This window comes from Sphingopyxis indica (genome assembly GCF_900188185.1).
GTDB lineage: Bacteria > Pseudomonadota > Alphaproteobacteria > Sphingomonadales > Sphingomonadaceae > Sphingopyxis > Sphingopyxis indica.
In genome coordinates, this window is sequence record NZ_FZPA01000001.1 from 724,482 (window position 1) to 738,601 (window position 14,120).

At 66.8% G+C, this 14,120-nt stretch carries 15 protein-coding genes and 1 tRNA gene; 8 read left to right on the top strand and 8 right to left on the bottom strand.

What is annotated here, in order from left to right; translation table 11 throughout:
* Positions 1-12 precede the first annotated feature (12 nt).
* Both CHB69_RS03395 and CHB69_RS03400 read left to right on the top strand, forming a co-directional pair.
* The gene (locus CHB69_RS03395) at positions 13-822 is read left to right on the top strand and encodes a cytochrome c1 (RefSeq protein WP_089214518.1); all 810 of its coding nucleotides are present in this window, start codon (positions 13-15) and stop codon (positions 820-822) included.
* Positions 823-846: 24 nt separating this feature from the next.
* Positions 847-1,401, top strand: a complete 555-nt coding sequence (locus CHB69_RS03400; RefSeq protein WP_089214519.1) for an adenine phosphoribosyltransferase — start codon at positions 847-849, stop codon at positions 1,399-1,401.
* 259 nt (positions 1,402-1,660) lie between these two features.
* Here CHB69_RS03400 and CHB69_RS03405 read toward each other — a convergent pair whose 3' ends face one another.
* Positions 1,661-2,452 (bottom strand): DUF1134 domain-containing protein, encoded by a 792-nt coding sequence (locus CHB69_RS03405; RefSeq protein WP_089214520.1) that lies wholly within the window; start codon positions 2,450-2,452, stop codon positions 1,661-1,663.
* A 249-nt stretch (positions 2,453-2,701) separates the two neighbouring features.
* On the opposite strand from CHB69_RS03405, the gene CHB69_RS03410 reads away from it, so the two are divergent.
* A tRNA-Ser gene (locus CHB69_RS03410) sits at positions 2,702-2,794 on the top strand.
* Between the two features lie 40 nt (positions 2,795-2,834).
* On the opposite strand, the gene CHB69_RS03415 is transcribed toward CHB69_RS03410, so the two are convergent.
* Positions 2,835-3,557: an energy transducer TonB gene (locus tag CHB69_RS03415; RefSeq protein WP_089214521.1), complete on the bottom strand. Its 723-nt coding sequence runs from the start codon at positions 3,555-3,557 to the stop codon at positions 2,835-2,837.
* A 48-nt stretch (positions 3,558-3,605) separates the two neighbouring features.
* Complete coding sequence (locus CHB69_RS03420) at positions 3,606-4,472, bottom strand: alpha/beta fold hydrolase (protein ID WP_089214522.1); 867 nt, start codon at positions 4,470-4,472, stop codon at positions 3,606-3,608.
* A 92-nt stretch (positions 4,473-4,564) separates the two neighbouring features.
* On the opposite strand from CHB69_RS03420, the gene CHB69_RS03425 reads away from it, so the two are divergent.
* On the top strand, positions 4,565-5,356 hold the full coding sequence (locus tag CHB69_RS03425) for an SDR family oxidoreductase (protein WP_089214784.1): 792 nt from the start codon (positions 4,565-4,567) through the stop codon (positions 5,354-5,356).
* A 98-nt stretch (positions 5,357-5,454) separates the two neighbouring features.
* Positions 5,455-6,720 (top strand): MFS transporter, encoded by a 1,266-nt coding sequence (locus CHB69_RS03430; RefSeq protein ID WP_089214523.1) that lies wholly within the window; start codon positions 5,455-5,457, stop codon positions 6,718-6,720.
* Here the strand turns inward: CHB69_RS03430 and rsmD are convergent.
* Together rsmD and CHB69_RS03440 are read right to left on the bottom strand one after the other, a co-directional pair.
* Positions 6,695-7,240 (bottom strand): 16S rRNA (guanine(966)-N(2))-methyltransferase RsmD, encoded by a 546-nt coding sequence (rsmD, locus tag CHB69_RS03435; protein ID WP_089214524.1) that lies wholly within the window; start codon positions 7,238-7,240, stop codon positions 6,695-6,697. The two genes, CHB69_RS03430 and rsmD, sit on opposite strands and share 26 nt — an antisense overlap.
* Entirely contained in the window at positions 7,237-8,085 is an 849-nt protein-coding gene (locus CHB69_RS03440; protein WP_089214525.1) for a pseudouridine synthase, read from the bottom strand. The genes rsmD and CHB69_RS03440 overlap by 4 nt, the downstream gene beginning before the upstream one ends.
* 154 nt (positions 8,086-8,239) lie before the next feature.
* Between CHB69_RS03440 and CHB69_RS03445 the strand changes: the two genes are divergently transcribed.
* The 3 genes from CHB69_RS03445 to CHB69_RS03455 all read left to right on the top strand — a co-directional run bounded on the left by CHB69_RS03445 (position 8,240) and on the right by CHB69_RS03455 (position 10,959).
* Positions 8,240-8,677: a response regulator gene (locus CHB69_RS03445; RefSeq protein ID WP_089214526.1), complete on the top strand. Its 438-nt coding sequence runs from the start codon at positions 8,240-8,242 to the stop codon at positions 8,675-8,677.
* A gap of 64 nt (positions 8,678-8,741) precedes the next feature.
* Entirely contained in the window at positions 8,742-9,482 is a 741-nt protein-coding gene (locus tag CHB69_RS03450; protein WP_170935417.1) for a DUF1223 domain-containing protein, read from the top strand.
* An 88-nt stretch (positions 9,483-9,570) separates the two neighbouring features.
* Complete coding sequence (locus tag CHB69_RS03455; protein ID WP_245836480.1) at positions 9,571-10,959, top strand: MFS transporter; 1,389 nt, start codon at positions 9,571-9,573, stop codon at positions 10,957-10,959.
* Here the strand turns inward: CHB69_RS03455 and CHB69_RS03460 are convergent.
* The 3 genes from CHB69_RS03460 to trpA all read right to left on the bottom strand — a co-directional run bounded on the left by CHB69_RS03460 (position 10,956) and on the right by trpA (position 14,048).
* Positions 10,956-12,272 (bottom strand): bifunctional folylpolyglutamate synthase/dihydrofolate synthase, encoded by a 1,317-nt coding sequence (locus CHB69_RS03460; protein ID WP_089214528.1) that lies wholly within the window; start codon positions 12,270-12,272, stop codon positions 10,956-10,958. The two genes, CHB69_RS03455 and CHB69_RS03460, sit on opposite strands and share 4 nt — an antisense overlap.
* A gap of 139 nt (positions 12,273-12,411) precedes the next feature.
* A complete protein-coding gene (gene accD / locus CHB69_RS03465; protein ID WP_089214529.1) occupies positions 12,412-13,263 on the bottom strand; it encodes an acetyl-CoA carboxylase, carboxyltransferase subunit beta in 852 nt (283 codons plus the stop codon).
* Positions 13,260-14,048 (bottom strand): tryptophan synthase subunit alpha, encoded by a 789-nt coding sequence (gene trpA / locus CHB69_RS03470; protein WP_089214530.1) that lies wholly within the window; start codon positions 14,046-14,048, stop codon positions 13,260-13,262. The genes accD and trpA overlap by 4 nt, the downstream gene beginning before the upstream one ends.
* Positions 14,049-14,120: the final 72 nt, after the last annotated feature.

The following is a 14,120-nucleotide window of genomic DNA, read 5'->3' on the forward strand; positions in this document are numbered from 1 at the left end:
GCTGAAACAGCCATGGTTCGTCCGCTCGGATTTCTCGTCGGCCTTGGTTTCATCGCGGCGCTGTTGTGCGCGATTTTCACCACGCCGCTTTCCAACGAGCCCAACGCCGCGCATGAGTTTCACAAGCACCCGCGCCACCTCGCCCTGTCGAGCGACGGGCTGTTCCCCCGCTGGGATTTGCAGAAGCTGCAGCGCGGGATGCAGGTGTACAAGGAGGTCTGCTCGGCCTGCCACAGCCTGAATCATGTCGCCTTCCGCGACATCGGCGAACTCGGCTATACCGAAGGCCAGGTTAAGAGCTTCGCCAAGGGCTTCCAGGTGCCGTCGGTCAATCCCGATACGGGCGAGCCGGCGACGCGCGATGGCCTGCCGTCGGATTATTTCCCGGCGCCCTATGCCAATGAAGTCGCGGCGCGCGCGGCGAACAACAATGCGCTGCCGCCCGACCTGTCGCTGATCACCAAGGCACGCGAAGGCGGCAAGGACTATGTCTATTCGCTGCTCACCGGCTTCCAGAACCCGCCGGCGAATCTGCCGAAGGAACTGCAACCGGCGACGGGCCTACACTACAACCCCTATTTCGCGAATCTCAACCTCGCGATGGCGCCGCCGCTCAGCGACGGCCAGGTCACCTATGCCGACGGCACCAAGGCGACGGTCGATCAGATGGCGAGCGACGTCACCGCCTTCCTCGTATGGACCGCCGAGCCGAAGCTGGTGAAGCGGGTGCAGGTGGGCTGGGCAGCGGCGCTGTTCCTCGTGATCTTCTGCGTCCTCGCCTATCTGTCGTACCGCAATATCTGGGCCGACAAGAAGCATTGATGGGGTAAAGGGGCGGCTGGGCCGATGATCGCGCTGCCGCCCCGTCCCGACCTCGATCTGGCGGCGCTCGTCCGCACCATCCCCGACTTTCCGAAACCGGGAATCCGGTTCCGCGACATCACGACGTTGATCGGCGACGCTGAGGGCTTTTCCGAGAGCATCAGGCGCCTCACCGATCGTGCCGCGGTCTATCGCCCCGATCTGATCGTCGCGGTCGAAGCGCGCGGCTTTCTGTTCGGTGCCGCGATGGCGACCGCGATGGGGCTCGGCCTCGTCCCGGTGCGCAAGGCGGGCAAGCTGCCCGGCCTGACGATCGGCGTCGACTATGAACTCGAATATGGCGTGGACAGGCTCGAACTGCACGAAGGCGCGGTGGTCGCGGGGCACCGCGTCATCCTGATCGACGACCTGCTCGCGACCGGCGGCACGATTCTCGCCGCGGCGCAGCTGATGCGCAACGTCGGGGCGGAGGTCGCGGCGGCGATGTTCGTGATCGACCTGCCCGACCTCGGTGGCTCAGCGCGGCTGCGCGATGCGGGGCTCGCCTGCGAGACGCTGATCGCGTTCGATGGGGATTAGCGGTCGAGACGGCTGCTTCGGGGTGGGGAGCTGTCGTCCCCCATCTTCGTCATTCCCGCGAAAGCGGGAATCCAGGGCGTGCGTCGGCTGACCCCACACGGGATTCCCGCTTTCGCGGGAATGACAAGGCTATGATACAAAATGTCGCCGATCTATCGCAAGCCGACAAATTCGCCGCGAAGCGGCGGCCGCTTGCTTAGACAAGAAAAAAGCCCGCGCCGAAGCGCGGGCTCTCGCCCCCTTGGCAAGCACGCGGGGATCAGAAGGGCAGCCAGCTCTGCTTCTTGCGGAACTTCATATAACCGACGTTGGCACCCAGCCGCGCGCCGACGCCGACGCGGATCGGGATCAGGACGATGTCGCCGCTGCGCAGGTAGCTCGCGTTGAATCCGCCGATCAGATAGGCCGCGCCCTCACCCGCGGGGAAGCGCTTGTAGAGATCCTCGCTGTCGAAGAGATTATAGACCAGGATGAAGGTGTTCCCCGCATTGGCGCCCGCGTCGAAGCCGATCGACGGTCCGGTCCAATAGGCGGGCATCTCGCCCTCGACCTTGTGATAGAGCGTGCCCGAGCCATAGCGCACGCCGATGCCGAGCGCGCCGCTCGCTTCGCGGCCGACGATATAGGCGTTGGGCTCGCCCTGCTTCTTGAGGACGTCTTCGATCAGGCTTGCAAGCCCCTGCGCGCCCTTGCCGAACACTCCTTCGGCGGCGCCGATCAGGTCGTCCTCCTTATAGGTCGTGCCCGGGTCGGCGGTCGTGGCGGCGGTCTGCGGATCGGTCCCGACCGTGGCGGTCGTTGCGGGTGGGTCGACCGGCGCGCCGGTGATCTGTTCGTCGCCCGTCGCGAGGTCGCCGTCATAGGAGGGAGTGCTGCTATCGGTCGAAGGATAGGCCGGCGGCGGGGGTGTCTGGTCGGGATTGTCAAGGTCCGAATCGATCACCGTATTCGGATCGACCTCGGTCATCTGCGCGGCGGCGGGGAGCGGCGACAGGGCAAGGCCGAGCGTCGCGAGCGCCATCGCGGCGAATTTGGTTAAGACTGGACGCATGCATTCCCCCACTATTCCGGTGGCGCCGCCAAAAATCGTCGCGACGCGCGTTAATCATGACTCCTGCTGTGACTCGCGGGCAATGAACGGGCGATGACCCGAGTCGATTTTACGCCGGAACGAATCCCTTTTACCGCGAACGGCACGGCACGGCAGAAAAAAAGGACAATATTGGGCGTTGCGGGCCGCCGCACTGCTGGCTATAGCGCCCGCTCAGGCCAACACTGTCGCCGACGCGGCGGGCCATGCGGAGACGTGGGTGAGTGGCTGAAACCAACGGTTTGCTAAACCGTCGTACTGGTAAATCCGGTACCGAGGGTTCGAATCCCTCCGTCTCCGCCACCTCCCTTTTTCGTTCTTTTTCGATACCACGGCTCGCCCCCTAACGCCGTTCGAGCCACCAGCGCTGGCGCCAGCCATATTGCGTGGCGATGGAGGTTCCCGCAGCGTTGGTCGCGGGGCGAAAGCGGAAGCGCTCTTCGATCAGGCGGCAGGTGGTCGCGTCGAGCGATGCGTCGCCGCTCGATCGCGTGATGCGGCAGCCCGTCGCGCGGCCCGTCGGCTGGACGGTGAAGCGCACTTCGACCTCGCCACCGGATTTCGCGCGGCTCGCGGCTTTCGGATAATCGCTGTCCTCGATGCGGCCCCCGAGCAGGACGGGGCGCGTTCCACCGCCGCCCGTGCCATCGCCCGAACCACCCGATCCGGTGCCGTCGCCCCGCCCCCCGGCGGCCGAGCCGGGGCCGGGCGCCGGCGCCGCGCCCGCCGCGGGCTCGGTGCCTTTTCCCGGGCTCGGCGCCGCAGCGACCGGCGGCGGATCGGGAGGCCGAATCTTCGGTTCGGGCGCCGCGACTGGCGCCGCCTTTGCGACCTTTGCCGGCGGAGCGGCTTGGCCCGCGGCCTTGTCCGCTTTGGGCTCCGCGAGCGGCGGCGCTTCGGGCGGCGGCGCGGGGAGGGCAATCGCGGTGATGGCCTCGCTCGCCGTGCGCACCGCGCTGAGATCGAGACCGCTCGCCAGTCCCGCGCCGATCAGGGCGACCGCGGCCAGCGCAGCGCCGGCGGAGGCGGCCCGCTGCTGGCGCGAAAGCTGTCCGGTATAGACCATGCGACCCTCTCCGGACGCGCCGCTTCCGCGCGCCCTCAGGCGGTCATCCTAAAGGAATTCGTCTAGCGTGGACATGAACCGGTCGAACTGGTCGTGGTGGAGCCAATGGCCGGCATTGTCGAACTCGATCACCTTCGCGGTGCTGAAATGCTCGATCCGGCCGTCCTTTTCGGGATTGGAGGCCCAGCTGTCGGCGCCGTAAAGGAGCAACGTCGGACAGATGATCGCCGACCACAGCGCTTCGATGTCGTTCTGCGGCAGGTCGAACACCGGCCAGACGTTCAGATAATTGTCGAACTTCCAGCTCCAGCTGCCGTCCTCGTTGCGGTTGATCCCCTGCACGGTCAGGTGGCGCGCCTGTTCGGGGGTCAGATAGGCATTCTCCGCCATCATCCGCGCGAGCGCATCGTCGAGCGTTGGATAGCGCTTCGGCATTCGGCCCGCCGCCTGGCGCTTGTCCTCGATCCATTTGCGGAAACGGTCGCCGACCGGGATCGCCGCGCGCTCCGCAATCACTTTCGGCGAGGGGCCGAGCCCTTCGATCGCGACGAGCTTTGCGACATTTTCGGGATAAAGGCCCGTATAGCGCAATGCGATATTGCCACCGAGCGAGTGCGCAACGATCGTCACCGGCGCGAGGTCGAGCTGGTGGATCAGCTGCGCGAGGTCATAGACGAGCGTGTCCATGTCGTAATTGGCGTCGGGCGACCAGGCGCTGTCGCCGTGACCGCGCAGGTCGGGCGCGATGACATGATAGCGGTCCGCCAGCCTTTCGGCGACCCAGTCCCAGCTCCGGCAATGGTCGCGCCCGCCGTGGACGAGCAATAGCGGCGGCGCCTCTTCATTGCCCCAGTCGACATAATGCAGCTTCAGCCGCTGCGAAATGAAGCTGTGCGAAGTGGGGCCTCTTGTCATCCTGTCGTCCTTGCTGTCTGTTTGGGTTTCAAAAGGCGACCGAAGTGCGATCCGTCAACCCCGGATCGCGCATGGGAAAGGGAGAGAAGGCGATGTCGACGTTCCGGGACAATCTGCTCGAGGGCAAGACCGCCTTCGTCGCGGGGGGCACCAGCGGGATCAACCTCGGCATCGCGAAACGCTTTGCCGAGCTCGGCGCCAAGGTGGCGGTCGCCGGCCGCGACCCCGAAAAGGCGCAGCGCGCTGCCGCCGAGATCGGTGCGGGCGCGATCGGTCTCTCGGGCGATGTGCGCGATTATGACGCGATCCGCGGCGTGATGGAGGCCGTTGCCGACAGGCTGGGACCGATGGACATCGTGATCTCGGGCGCGGCGGGCAATTTCCTCGCGCCGGTGCTCGGCATGTCGGCCAACGCCTTTCGCACCGTCGTCGATATCGACCTCAACGGCACCTTCAACGTGTTTCGCGGCTGCCACGACCTGCTCAACACGCCCGGCGCGTCGCTGATCGCCATCACCGCGGGACAGGCGGTCAACGCCTCGGCGTTGCAGGCGCACGCCTGCGCCGCGAAAGCCGGGATCAACCAGCTGATCCGCGTCCTCGCGCTCGAATGGGGACCCGATGTGCGGATCAACGGCATTTCGCCGGGTCCGATCGCCGACACCGAGGGCATGAAGCGCCTTGCCCCCGATGCGGCTTCGCGCGAGGCGCATTATGCACGCATCGCGATGAAGCGCTGGGGCAGGATCGAGGAGGTCGCCGAATCGGCGGTGTTCCTCTGCTCGCCCGCCGCGAGCTACATCACCGGTACGATCCTCGATTGCGACGGCGGCAGCCAGGTGGGCGACGCTTCGCGTATCGACCTTGCACGCGGCATGGCCTAGGGCGGCGATCCTTTCCGGCAGAACAAGGGCTTGCGCGCCGGGGCGTCCTGCGTCCAAAGCGACGCCGAACCGGAAAGGGGAGAGCGGCGCCCGTGGATATGGCACCCTATCGCGCGCATCGGCGCATATTGACCGCGAGCCTCGTCGGCACGGCGGTCGAATTCTATGATTTCTATATCTATGGCACCGCAGCGGCGCTCGTCTTCGGTCCGCTCTTTTTTCCGTCGGAGTCCGAATCGGCGCAGCTGATGCTCAGCTTCATGAGCTTCGGCCTCGCCTTTTTCGCGCGGCCCGTCGGCGCGGTGGTGTTCGGCCATTTCGGCGACCGCATCGGGCGCAAGTCGACGCTCGTCGCCTCGCTGATGCTGATGGGCGGCTCGACGCTGCTGATCGCCTTCCTGCCGACCTATGCAATGGCGGGGTGGATCGCGCCGCTGCTCCTTTGCATCCTGCGCTTCGGGCAGGGATTCGGACTCGGCGGCGAGTGGGGCGGCGCCGCGCTGCTCGCGGTCGAATATGCGCCGCCGGGCTGGCGCGGACGCTTCGGCATGTTTCCGCAGCTCGGCGCGCCGGTCGGGTTCATCGCGGCGAACGGACTGTTCCTGCTGCTCGGCCTATGGCTCGGCGATGACGATTTCGCCGACTGGGGCTGGCGCATTCCCTTCCTCGTCTCGGCGGTGCTCGTGGGGCTGGGACTCTGGGTGCGGCTCAAAATCCGCGAAACCCCGGCCTTTGCCGAAGCGATGGAAAAGGAGCCGCCGGTCGGCGTGCCGATGGGCGAACTGCTGCGCAGCCACGCGCTGACGACGCTTGCAGGCACCTTCGCGGTCGTCGCCTGTTTTGCGATCTTCTATCTCGCGACGAGCTTTGCGCTCGCGCACGGCACGACCGCGCTCGGCTATCCGAAGGAAGAGTTTCTGCTGATCCAGCTCGGGGCGATCCTCTTCCTCGCGCTCGGGATCGTCGTCGCCGGCTATTGGAGCGACGGCGCAAGCGCGCAGCGCGTGCTCGGCTGGGGCTGTGCCGCGACGGTGCTGATCGGCTTCGTCTTCGGCCCGTCGCTCGCGTCGGGCGCGTGGGGCATCGTCGCGCTCGGCCTGTCGGCGTCGCTGTTCGTGATGGGGCTCGTCTATGGCCCGCTCGGCGTGTGGCTGCCCGGACTGTTCCCGGTGCGCGTGCGCTACACCGGCGCGTCGGTCGCCTTCAACGTCGGCGGGATCATCGGCGGCGCCGGGGCGCCGATCGCCGCGCAATGGCTGAGCGACCAGGGCGGGACCAGCTTCGTCGGACTGTATCTGGGCGTCGCCGGTTTCTTGAGCCTGCTTGGCCTGCTGCTCGTCAGGAAGCGCGTCGTAGCAGCGTAAGCCGCGCCTTGCCGACGCGGCGTTCGGCGTCGATTTCGAACCCCGCGACCGATACATCCTCCTTGTCGGCGGTCTCGATCGAGATCCAGCTGTCGGGCCCGATCCAGCCGAGCCGGTTCAGCTTGTCGAGCGCGACGCTGCCCGCGCCGGTGCCATAGGGCGCGTCGAAGAGCAGCAGGTCATGGCTGCGCGGCGCCGGGCCGAGGCTCAGCACCGAGCCAGCGCGCACGTCGGCGCGGGGGCCGGCGCCGAGCGCGGTAAGGTTCTTCTTCAGCGCATCGAGCGCATCGCGGTCCTGTTCGCCGAACAGGCAGCGTTCGGCGCCGCGCGACAGCGCCTCGATCCCAAGCGCGCCCGACCCGGCGAACAGGTCGGCGACATAGAGCCCTTCGAAGCTGCCGAGGCGGCTCGCGAGCATCGAGAAGAGGGTTTCGCGCATGCGGTCGGCGGTCGGGCGCGTCGCGTCATTCTTTGGCGCGAGCAGCTTGCGCCCGCGCCATTCGCCGGCGATCACCCTCATTTCGCCATCCGCCGCCGGAACTGGAACAGCGCATCGCGCGGGACGACCTCGACCGCGCCGACGTCGAGCCCTTCGACGCCGAATTCGCCATAGCGCGTGCGGATCAGCCGGCTGACCTGCAGCCCCAGATGTTCGAGGACACGGCGCACCTCGCGGTTCTTGCCTTCGGTCAGGGTCAGCTCGATCCACTGGTTGCGCCCGGTGCGGCGTTCCAGATTGGCGTCGATCCTGCCATAGCGGATGCCGTCGATGGTGACGCCGAGCGCCAACTCCTCGAGCTGCGCCTGGCTGATGTCGCCGAAGGCACGCGCGCGATAACTGCGCTCGACCCCGCTCGCGGGCAATTCGAGCTGGCGCTTGAATTCGCCGTCATTGGTGAGCAGCAGCAGCCCCTCGGTATTATAGTCGAGGCGTCCGACCGGCATCAGCCGCGGCAGGCCCTTGGGCAGGACGTCATAGATCGTCTTGCGCCCCTTCGGGTCGCGGGCCGCGGTCAAACAGCCTGCGGGCTTGTGAAAGCGATAGAGGCGCGTCGACACGGGCTTTGCGACCGGATTGCCGTCCACGGTCAGCCCTTCGAGCGACGTCAGCAGCGGCGCGGGCTGCGCGATCGTCTCGCCGTTCAGCGCGACGCGGCCATCCTCGATCATCCGCTCGACATCGCGGCGCGAACCCACGCCGGCGCGCGCGAGCAATTTGGAAATACGCTGCGGCCCATCCTCGTCGCGCGGCTCTTCGGCAGGCTTGCGGGCGGGGCGTTCGGTCCGCGCGCTACGGCGTCCGCGCGGAGCTTCGCGCTCGCCGCCGGAGCGGGCAGGGGATCGGGGAGGTCTGCGCGTCGTCATGGGAACGGATGGGGCTTTCATGTCGTTATTTGCAACAGCAGTGTTGCTGTGCGGCCACGCTCATAGCCGGAAAAGCATCGCTTCGTCGATGGCAAGCAAAAGGCCGCTTGCAGGCGGGCCGAGCCGGAGTCATGCCGCCGAAGAAGGAGTGTCCATGCTGTTCGCGTCACGTCCGTCGTGCATCAAGCGGCTGCTGGTCGTCGAGGATGACCCGCTGGTCGCGTTCGACAATGAGCGGACGCTGAAGCACGCGGGATATGACGTCGTTGCATCGGTCGATTCGGGCGAGGCGGCGGTGGCGCTGCTCGCAACCGAACCGGTCGATGCGCTGGTGCTCGACCTCGCGCTGGCGGGCCATATGACGGGCCGCGAAGTCGCACGCGTCGCGCGCGATCGCGGCATTGCCGTGCTGCTCGTCACCGGAAAATGCCCCGACGACGCGGAAGATATCGCGCTCGCCTGTCTCAACAAGCCGCACAGCGCGGCAGCGCTCATCGGCGCGTTGCGCGCAATCGAGACGATGATCTGCCAGAACAAGGCGCCGCGCAAGGTCAGCGGTCTCCAAACCTATTGGCGGCCCGAAGCCGCGTAACTTGTTTCCCTCTCTTCCCGAATGCTATCGGGACCCCGCAGCGGGGCGGATGGGAGATAGGCGCATGAAAATCCTGCTCGGCCTTGGCGGCGTCGTTGGGCTGGTTGCCGCGATGCTGGTTTTCGGCTTTCCGAACCGTGCGCCGGCGGCGAGCCATGTGGAGAATGCGCTGGCGCAGCCGGTGCTCGTCGAGCTTTTCACCAGCCAGGGCTGCTCGTCCTGCCCGCCCGCCGATCGCCTGCTCGCCAGGCTCGACGGCGAGGACGGGGTGGTCGCGGTGAGCCGCCCCGTCACCTATTGGGACCGCCTCGGCTGGAAGGACACGCTCGCGCGCAGCGGCAACGACCGGCTCCAGCGCGACTATGCCGCGCGGGGCATCCCCGGCAGCGGCGTCTATACGCCCGAAGCGGTGGTGCAGGGCGCGGCGGCGGCGGTCGGGTCGGACGAAAGCGCGCTCCGTGACCTGATCGCCGGGAGCCGCAAGGACAAGGCGATCGCGCTCGCGCAGCAGGGTGCGGAAGTCGTCGCCTCGCGGGCGCGCGCCAATGTCGAACTCCGCTTCCTCGCGATTGCAAGCCACTCGATGGTCGACATCGCCAAGGGCGAGAACCGCGGCCGCAGGATCGGCTACACCAACGTCGTCCTCGCCGAACAGCTCGCCCCCTGCGACCCGTCGCTCGCGTGTCGCGCGCCGATTCCGGCGGGCATAGCGGGCCGCAAGGGCGCCGACCGCTGGGCCGCGATATTGCAGGATCGCGACGGCGGAACGGTGCGCGCCGTGCGCTGGATACGCCCGGCGGCCTAATCCCCGCTTCCAATTTGCCGCCAAGGCTTTAGGCCTGTTGCTATTCGCAGGCCGGTCGCCACGACGGGCAGGGGGGAGACGAAACAACGTGCAGCCCGCAACCGTGACGCCGGCACCGAAAAGCTGGTGGGACAGCATCAAGCCCTATCTCGAACGCGCGCCGCTTGCCGCTCTCCTTCTCGGGATTTCTTCCGGTTTTCCCTATGCGATGATCGGTGCGACGCTCACCACGCGGCTTTCGCAGGACGGATTCGAAAAATCGTCGATCACCGCCTTTTCGCTCGCCTTCCTCGTCTATAATTTCAAACCGCTTTGGGCATGGGTCGTGGACGCGGTGCGTCTGCCCGGATCGCGGCTGTTCGGCCAGCGCGTGACCTGGCTCATTTTGGCAGCGGCGCTCGTGATGCTCGCGGTCGGCAATCTTGCGCTCGTGGATCCGGCGCATGTCGGGCGGTCGCCGGTCGGCCAATTCATGCAATGGTTCGGCCTTGTCCGCGAAGGAACGTTGGCGGCGCTCTTCGAGATGGCGGTCAGCGCCATCCTCGTCGGCTTCGCGGGTGCGACATTCGACATCGTGATCGACGCTTACCGGATCGAGATATTGAAACCGGAGCAGCTCGGTGTCGGGTCGGGCATGTCGCAATATGGCTGGCGCATCGGGTCGGCGGGAGCCGGCGGCCTCGCTCTATTCCTTGCGGCTCGGCACGGCTGGGAGGCCGCCTATCTTGCCTGCGCGCTGCTCGCCCTGCCTGCTGTGATCGCCGGTTTTTGGGTCGGCGAACCCGAGCGTCACCGCGAAGCCGTGACACGCAAGGGGCGCCCGAGCATCGCGAGCGGGATTATCGGGCCTTTTCGCGAATTTTTCAGCCGCCATGGCGCATGGCTCGTGCTCGCCTTCATCCTGCTTCACAAAATCGGCGACACGCTGAGCCAGCTTACGCTGCGATTACTGCTCGACGACCTTGGTTTCAGCAATGACGAGATTGCGATCTTCGACGTCGGTTTCGGTTTCTGGGCCTATCTGATCGGCATTTTCATCGGCGGTATTCTCTATGCGCGGATGGGGATGAAGAGATCGGTGATGCTCAGCTTGATCCTGATGGCGATAAGCAATTTCAGTTTCGCGCTGCTCGCGGCAGCGGGACACAGCAATTGGGGCCTCGCGGGCGCCATATGTTTTGAAAATATCGCCAGCGGCATTGGCGGCGTCGTCGTGATTGCCTATTTCTCCGCGCTTTGCGATCTGCGCTTCACTGCGGCGCATTATGCGCTGATCAGTTCGGCGGCGAGCATCGTCGGTCGTTTCCTGACCGGCACGACCGCGGGCGCGATGATGGAGGCCTTCGGGAACGTCGCCTTCTATTTGTTGACGGTCGTGGCAGCGCTGCCCGGCATCCTGCTCTTCTGGTGGATGATGCGCAGCGGGTTGGTCGATTTGTCGGTCGGCACGGCGGGCAAGGTCGATCCGGGAGGTTAGTCCGGCAACTCCCCATTCGTCCTGAGCACCTCGCCCGCAAGATAGAGCGAGCCTGAGATCAGGACGATTTCATTGGCCGGATCGACATCGAGGCTGGACAGCGCGGCCTCGACCGACGCGGCCGCCTTCGCATTGCGGCCGAACGCTTTCGCATCATGGTGCTCGTGCCCCGGCACCGGGACCACTGTCACCGACGCCAGATGCTGCGCCAGCGGCGCCAGGATCGCATCGGGGTGCTTGTTCGCGAGCATCCCGGTGACGAGGTGGATGCGACGCGGCTCGTTCGCGAAAAAGCGTGCGAGATGCGCGCCCGCATCGGCATTGTGCGCGCCGTCGAGCCAGATTTCGGTTGCCGGCGGGACGAGCGCGGTGAGCGTTCCGGGCTCGAGCCGCTGCAGCCGTGCGGGCCAGAAGGCGGCCGAGACCCCCTTTGCGATCGCATCGGGGCCGGGCTTTGCACCCGGCGCCAGATGAAGCATCGCGATCGCGAGGCCCGCATTGCGCATCTGGTGCAGCCCGGGCATCCGCGGGCGGAGCAGCGCGGGCAACGTCCCGTCCATCGACGACCAGCGGAACGCGTCGCCGGCCGGTTCGATCGACCAGGCTTCGCCCTCGACGAAGGGCACTACGCCGACTGCCTCGGCGCGCGCCTCGATGACGCGCGCGAGCGGTCCGGGATAGGCGAGCGTCGCGAGCGCCGCGCCGGCCTTGACGATTCCCGCCTTTTCCCATGCGATCCGTTCGGCGGGCGGTGACGGCGTGCCGTCCTCGGGGGCCAGCAGAAAGGCCTCATGGTCGATGCCGAGCGATGCGATCCCGCAAACCGCGGGCGCGGGAATGACGTTCGTCGCGTCGAGGCGGCCGCCGAGCCCGACCTCGATGATGCAGTCGTCGGCAGGCGTACGCGCGAAGGCAAGGAAGGCGGCGGCGGTCGTCACCTCGAAGAAGCTCGCCTGCAAGCCGTTGGCGGCATCGAGCACCTCTTCGAGCAGCGATGCGAGCAGCGCATCGTCGATCAGCTGCCCCGCAAGGCGGATACGCTCGTTGAAGCGCACCAGATGCGGGCTCGTATAGGCGTGGACGCGGCGCCCCTGCGCCTCGAGGATCGCGCGCAGATAGGCGCAGGTCGACCCCTTGCCATTGGTTCCGGCGACATGGAAGGTTCGCGGCAGCCGCGCCTGCGGATTGCCGAGCCGGGCGCACAGTTCGGCGATGCGCTCGAGCCCCAATATGTCGCGTCCCGGCGAGAGCGCCGCGAGGCGGTCGAGTTGCGCCTGGACGGCGGGATCGGAGCTGTGTGCGTGGTCGGGCATGGTCGAGCCTTGAGAATGAAGAGCGCTTGGTCCTGCCCCCCCCGTCATGCCGGACTTGATCCGGCATCCATCTGCGCGGTCGTCGCATGGACCCCGGATCAAGTCCGGGGTGACGAACAAAAAGGCCTGACCCGCGCCCTTACGCCGCCTTCTCCGGCGCCAGATAGCCGATCAGCCGCCCCAGCGTCTGCGGCAGATCCTTGCGGTGCACCACCATGTCGATCATCCCGTGCTCGAGCAGATATTCGGCGCGCTGGAACCCTTCGGGCAGCTTTTCGCGGATCGTATTCTCGATCACGCGCTGACCTGCAAAGCCGATCAGCGCATTGGGCTCGCTGATCTGGACGTCGCCGAGCATCGCATAGCTCGCGGTGACCCCGCCGGTCGTCGGATCGGTCAACAGGACGATATAGGGCAGGCCCGCGCGGCGCAGCCGCTGCAGCGCGACGGTCGCGCGCGGCATCTGCATCAGCGACAGCGTGCCCTCCTGCATCCGCGCGCCGCCCGCGGCGGTGATCGCGACATAGGGACAACCGCGCTTGATCGCCTCCTCGACGCCCGCGACGAAGGCCTCGCCCACGGCGACGCCCATCGATCCGCCCATGAAGGCGAAATCCTGCACGCCGATCACGACCGGGCGGCTGTCGATGCGGCCGAAACCATTCTGATAGGCGTCGCGCTCGCCGGTCTGCGCACGCGCCGCCTTGATGCGATCGACATATTTCTTGGTATCGCGGAACTTGAGCGGATCCTCGGGCGCGGCGGGCGCGGGCAGCAGCTCGTGGAGGCCCCCGTCGAACAGCTGCGCGAACCGCTCCTTGGCGCCGATGCGGTCGTGATGGTCGCAGCGCGGGCAGACGTTCAGATTGTCCTCCCACTCCTTGACGAACACCATCTGCTGGCACTGGCGGCATTTGTGCCAGAGGTTGTCGGCGGTATCGCGCTTCGCGGTGAAGGGCAGGGCGTTGCGGACGCGGTCGAGCCAGCTCATGCGGCGATCTCCTTTGCGCCGTGGATAGCATCGGCGAGGGTGCGGGTGAAGGCTTCGAGGTGCGGCGCGGCCTGTTCGCCATGCTCGGCGATGATGTCGACGAAGGCCGACCCGACGACGACGCCATCGGCGACCTTCGCGATCGCAGCGGCCTGTTCGGGCGTGCGAACGCCGAAGCCGACCGCGACGGGCAGGTCGGTCGCGGCCTTGAGGCGCGTCACCGCATCCTCGATGCTCGTCTGCGCAGCCTGCTGGAGCCCGGTGATGCCGGCAACCGACACATAATAGAGGAAACCGCCCGCGCCGTTCAGCACGTCGGGCAGGCGCGCCGCGTCGGTGGTCGGCGTCGCAAGGCGGATGAGGTCGACCCCTGCGGCGCGGAGCGCGGGGCCGAGCTCGGCATCCTCTTCCGACGGGATGTCGACGCAGATCACGCCATCGACGCCCGCCTTGGCGCATTCGGCGGCGAACCATTCGGACCCGCGGACCGTCATCGGATTGGCGTAGCCCATCAGGACGAGCGGGGTGTCGGGGTGGCGCTGTCGGAACGCGGCGGCCTGCGCGAAGATGTCGGCGGTGGTGGTGCCTTTGGCGAGGCTGCGCAGGTTCGCCTTCTGGATCGCAGGGCCGTCGGCCATCGGATCGGTAAAGGGCATCCCAAGCTCGATCACATCGGCGCCCCCTGCGACGAGCGCGTCGAGGTTGGCGGCGGTGTCGCCATCGCCTGCGGTGATGAAGGCGACGAGCGCCGGGCCTTTCGTAAAGGCGGATTCGAAGCGGGTCATATAGCCCTCTCCCTTATAATTTCCGGCCGATTTCGTCGTTTCGTCATCCCGGACTTGATCCGGGATCCATTG

Bases quoted from the DNA above. Each gene is read 5' to 3' on its own strand.
- trpA (WP_089214530.1), bottom strand. From the start codon at position 14,048: ATGACCCGCTTCGAATCCGCCTTTACGAAAGGCCCGGCGCTCGTCGCC.
- CHB69_RS03400 (WP_089214519.1), top strand. From the start codon at position 847: ATGATCGCGCTGCCGCCCCGTCCCGACCTCGATCTGGCGGCGCTCGTC.
- CHB69_RS03440 (WP_089214525.1), bottom strand. From the start codon at position 8,085: ATGACGACGCGCAGACCTCCCCGATCCCCTGCCCGCTCCGGCGGCGAG.
- accD (WP_089214529.1), bottom strand. From the start codon at position 13,263: ATGAGCTGGCTCGACCGCGTCCGCAACGCCCTGCCCTTCACCGCGAAG.
- CHB69_RS03395 (WP_089214518.1), top strand. From the start codon at position 13: ATGGTTCGTCCGCTCGGATTTCTCGTCGGCCTTGGTTTCATCGCGGCG.
- CHB69_RS03450 (WP_170935417.1), top strand. From the start codon at position 8,742: ATGAAAATCCTGCTCGGCCTTGGCGGCGTCGTTGGGCTGGTTGCCGCG.
- CHB69_RS03445 (WP_089214526.1), top strand. From the start codon at position 8,240: ATGCTGTTCGCGTCACGTCCGTCGTGCATCAAGCGGCTGCTGGTCGTC.
- rsmD (WP_089214524.1), bottom strand. From the start codon at position 7,240: ATGAGGGTGATCGCCGGCGAATGGCGCGGGCGCAAGCTGCTCGCGCCA.
- CHB69_RS03420 (WP_089214522.1), bottom strand. From the start codon at position 4,472: ATGACAAGAGGCCCCACTTCGCACAGCTTCATTTCGCAGCGGCTGAAG.
- CHB69_RS03430 (WP_089214523.1), top strand. From the start codon at position 5,455: ATGGCACCCTATCGCGCGCATCGGCGCATATTGACCGCGAGCCTCGTC.
- CHB69_RS03425 (WP_089214784.1), top strand. From the start codon at position 4,565: ATGTCGACGTTCCGGGACAATCTGCTCGAGGGCAAGACCGCCTTCGTC.
- CHB69_RS03460 (WP_089214528.1), bottom strand. From the start codon at position 12,272: ATGCCCGACCACGCACACAGCTCCGATCCCGCCGTCCAGGCGCAACTC.
- CHB69_RS03405 (WP_089214520.1), bottom strand. From the start codon at position 2,452: ATGCGTCCAGTCTTAACCAAATTCGCCGCGATGGCGCTCGCGACGCTC.
- CHB69_RS03415 (WP_089214521.1), bottom strand. From the start codon at position 3,557: ATGGTCTATACCGGACAGCTTTCGCGCCAGCAGCGGGCCGCCTCCGCC.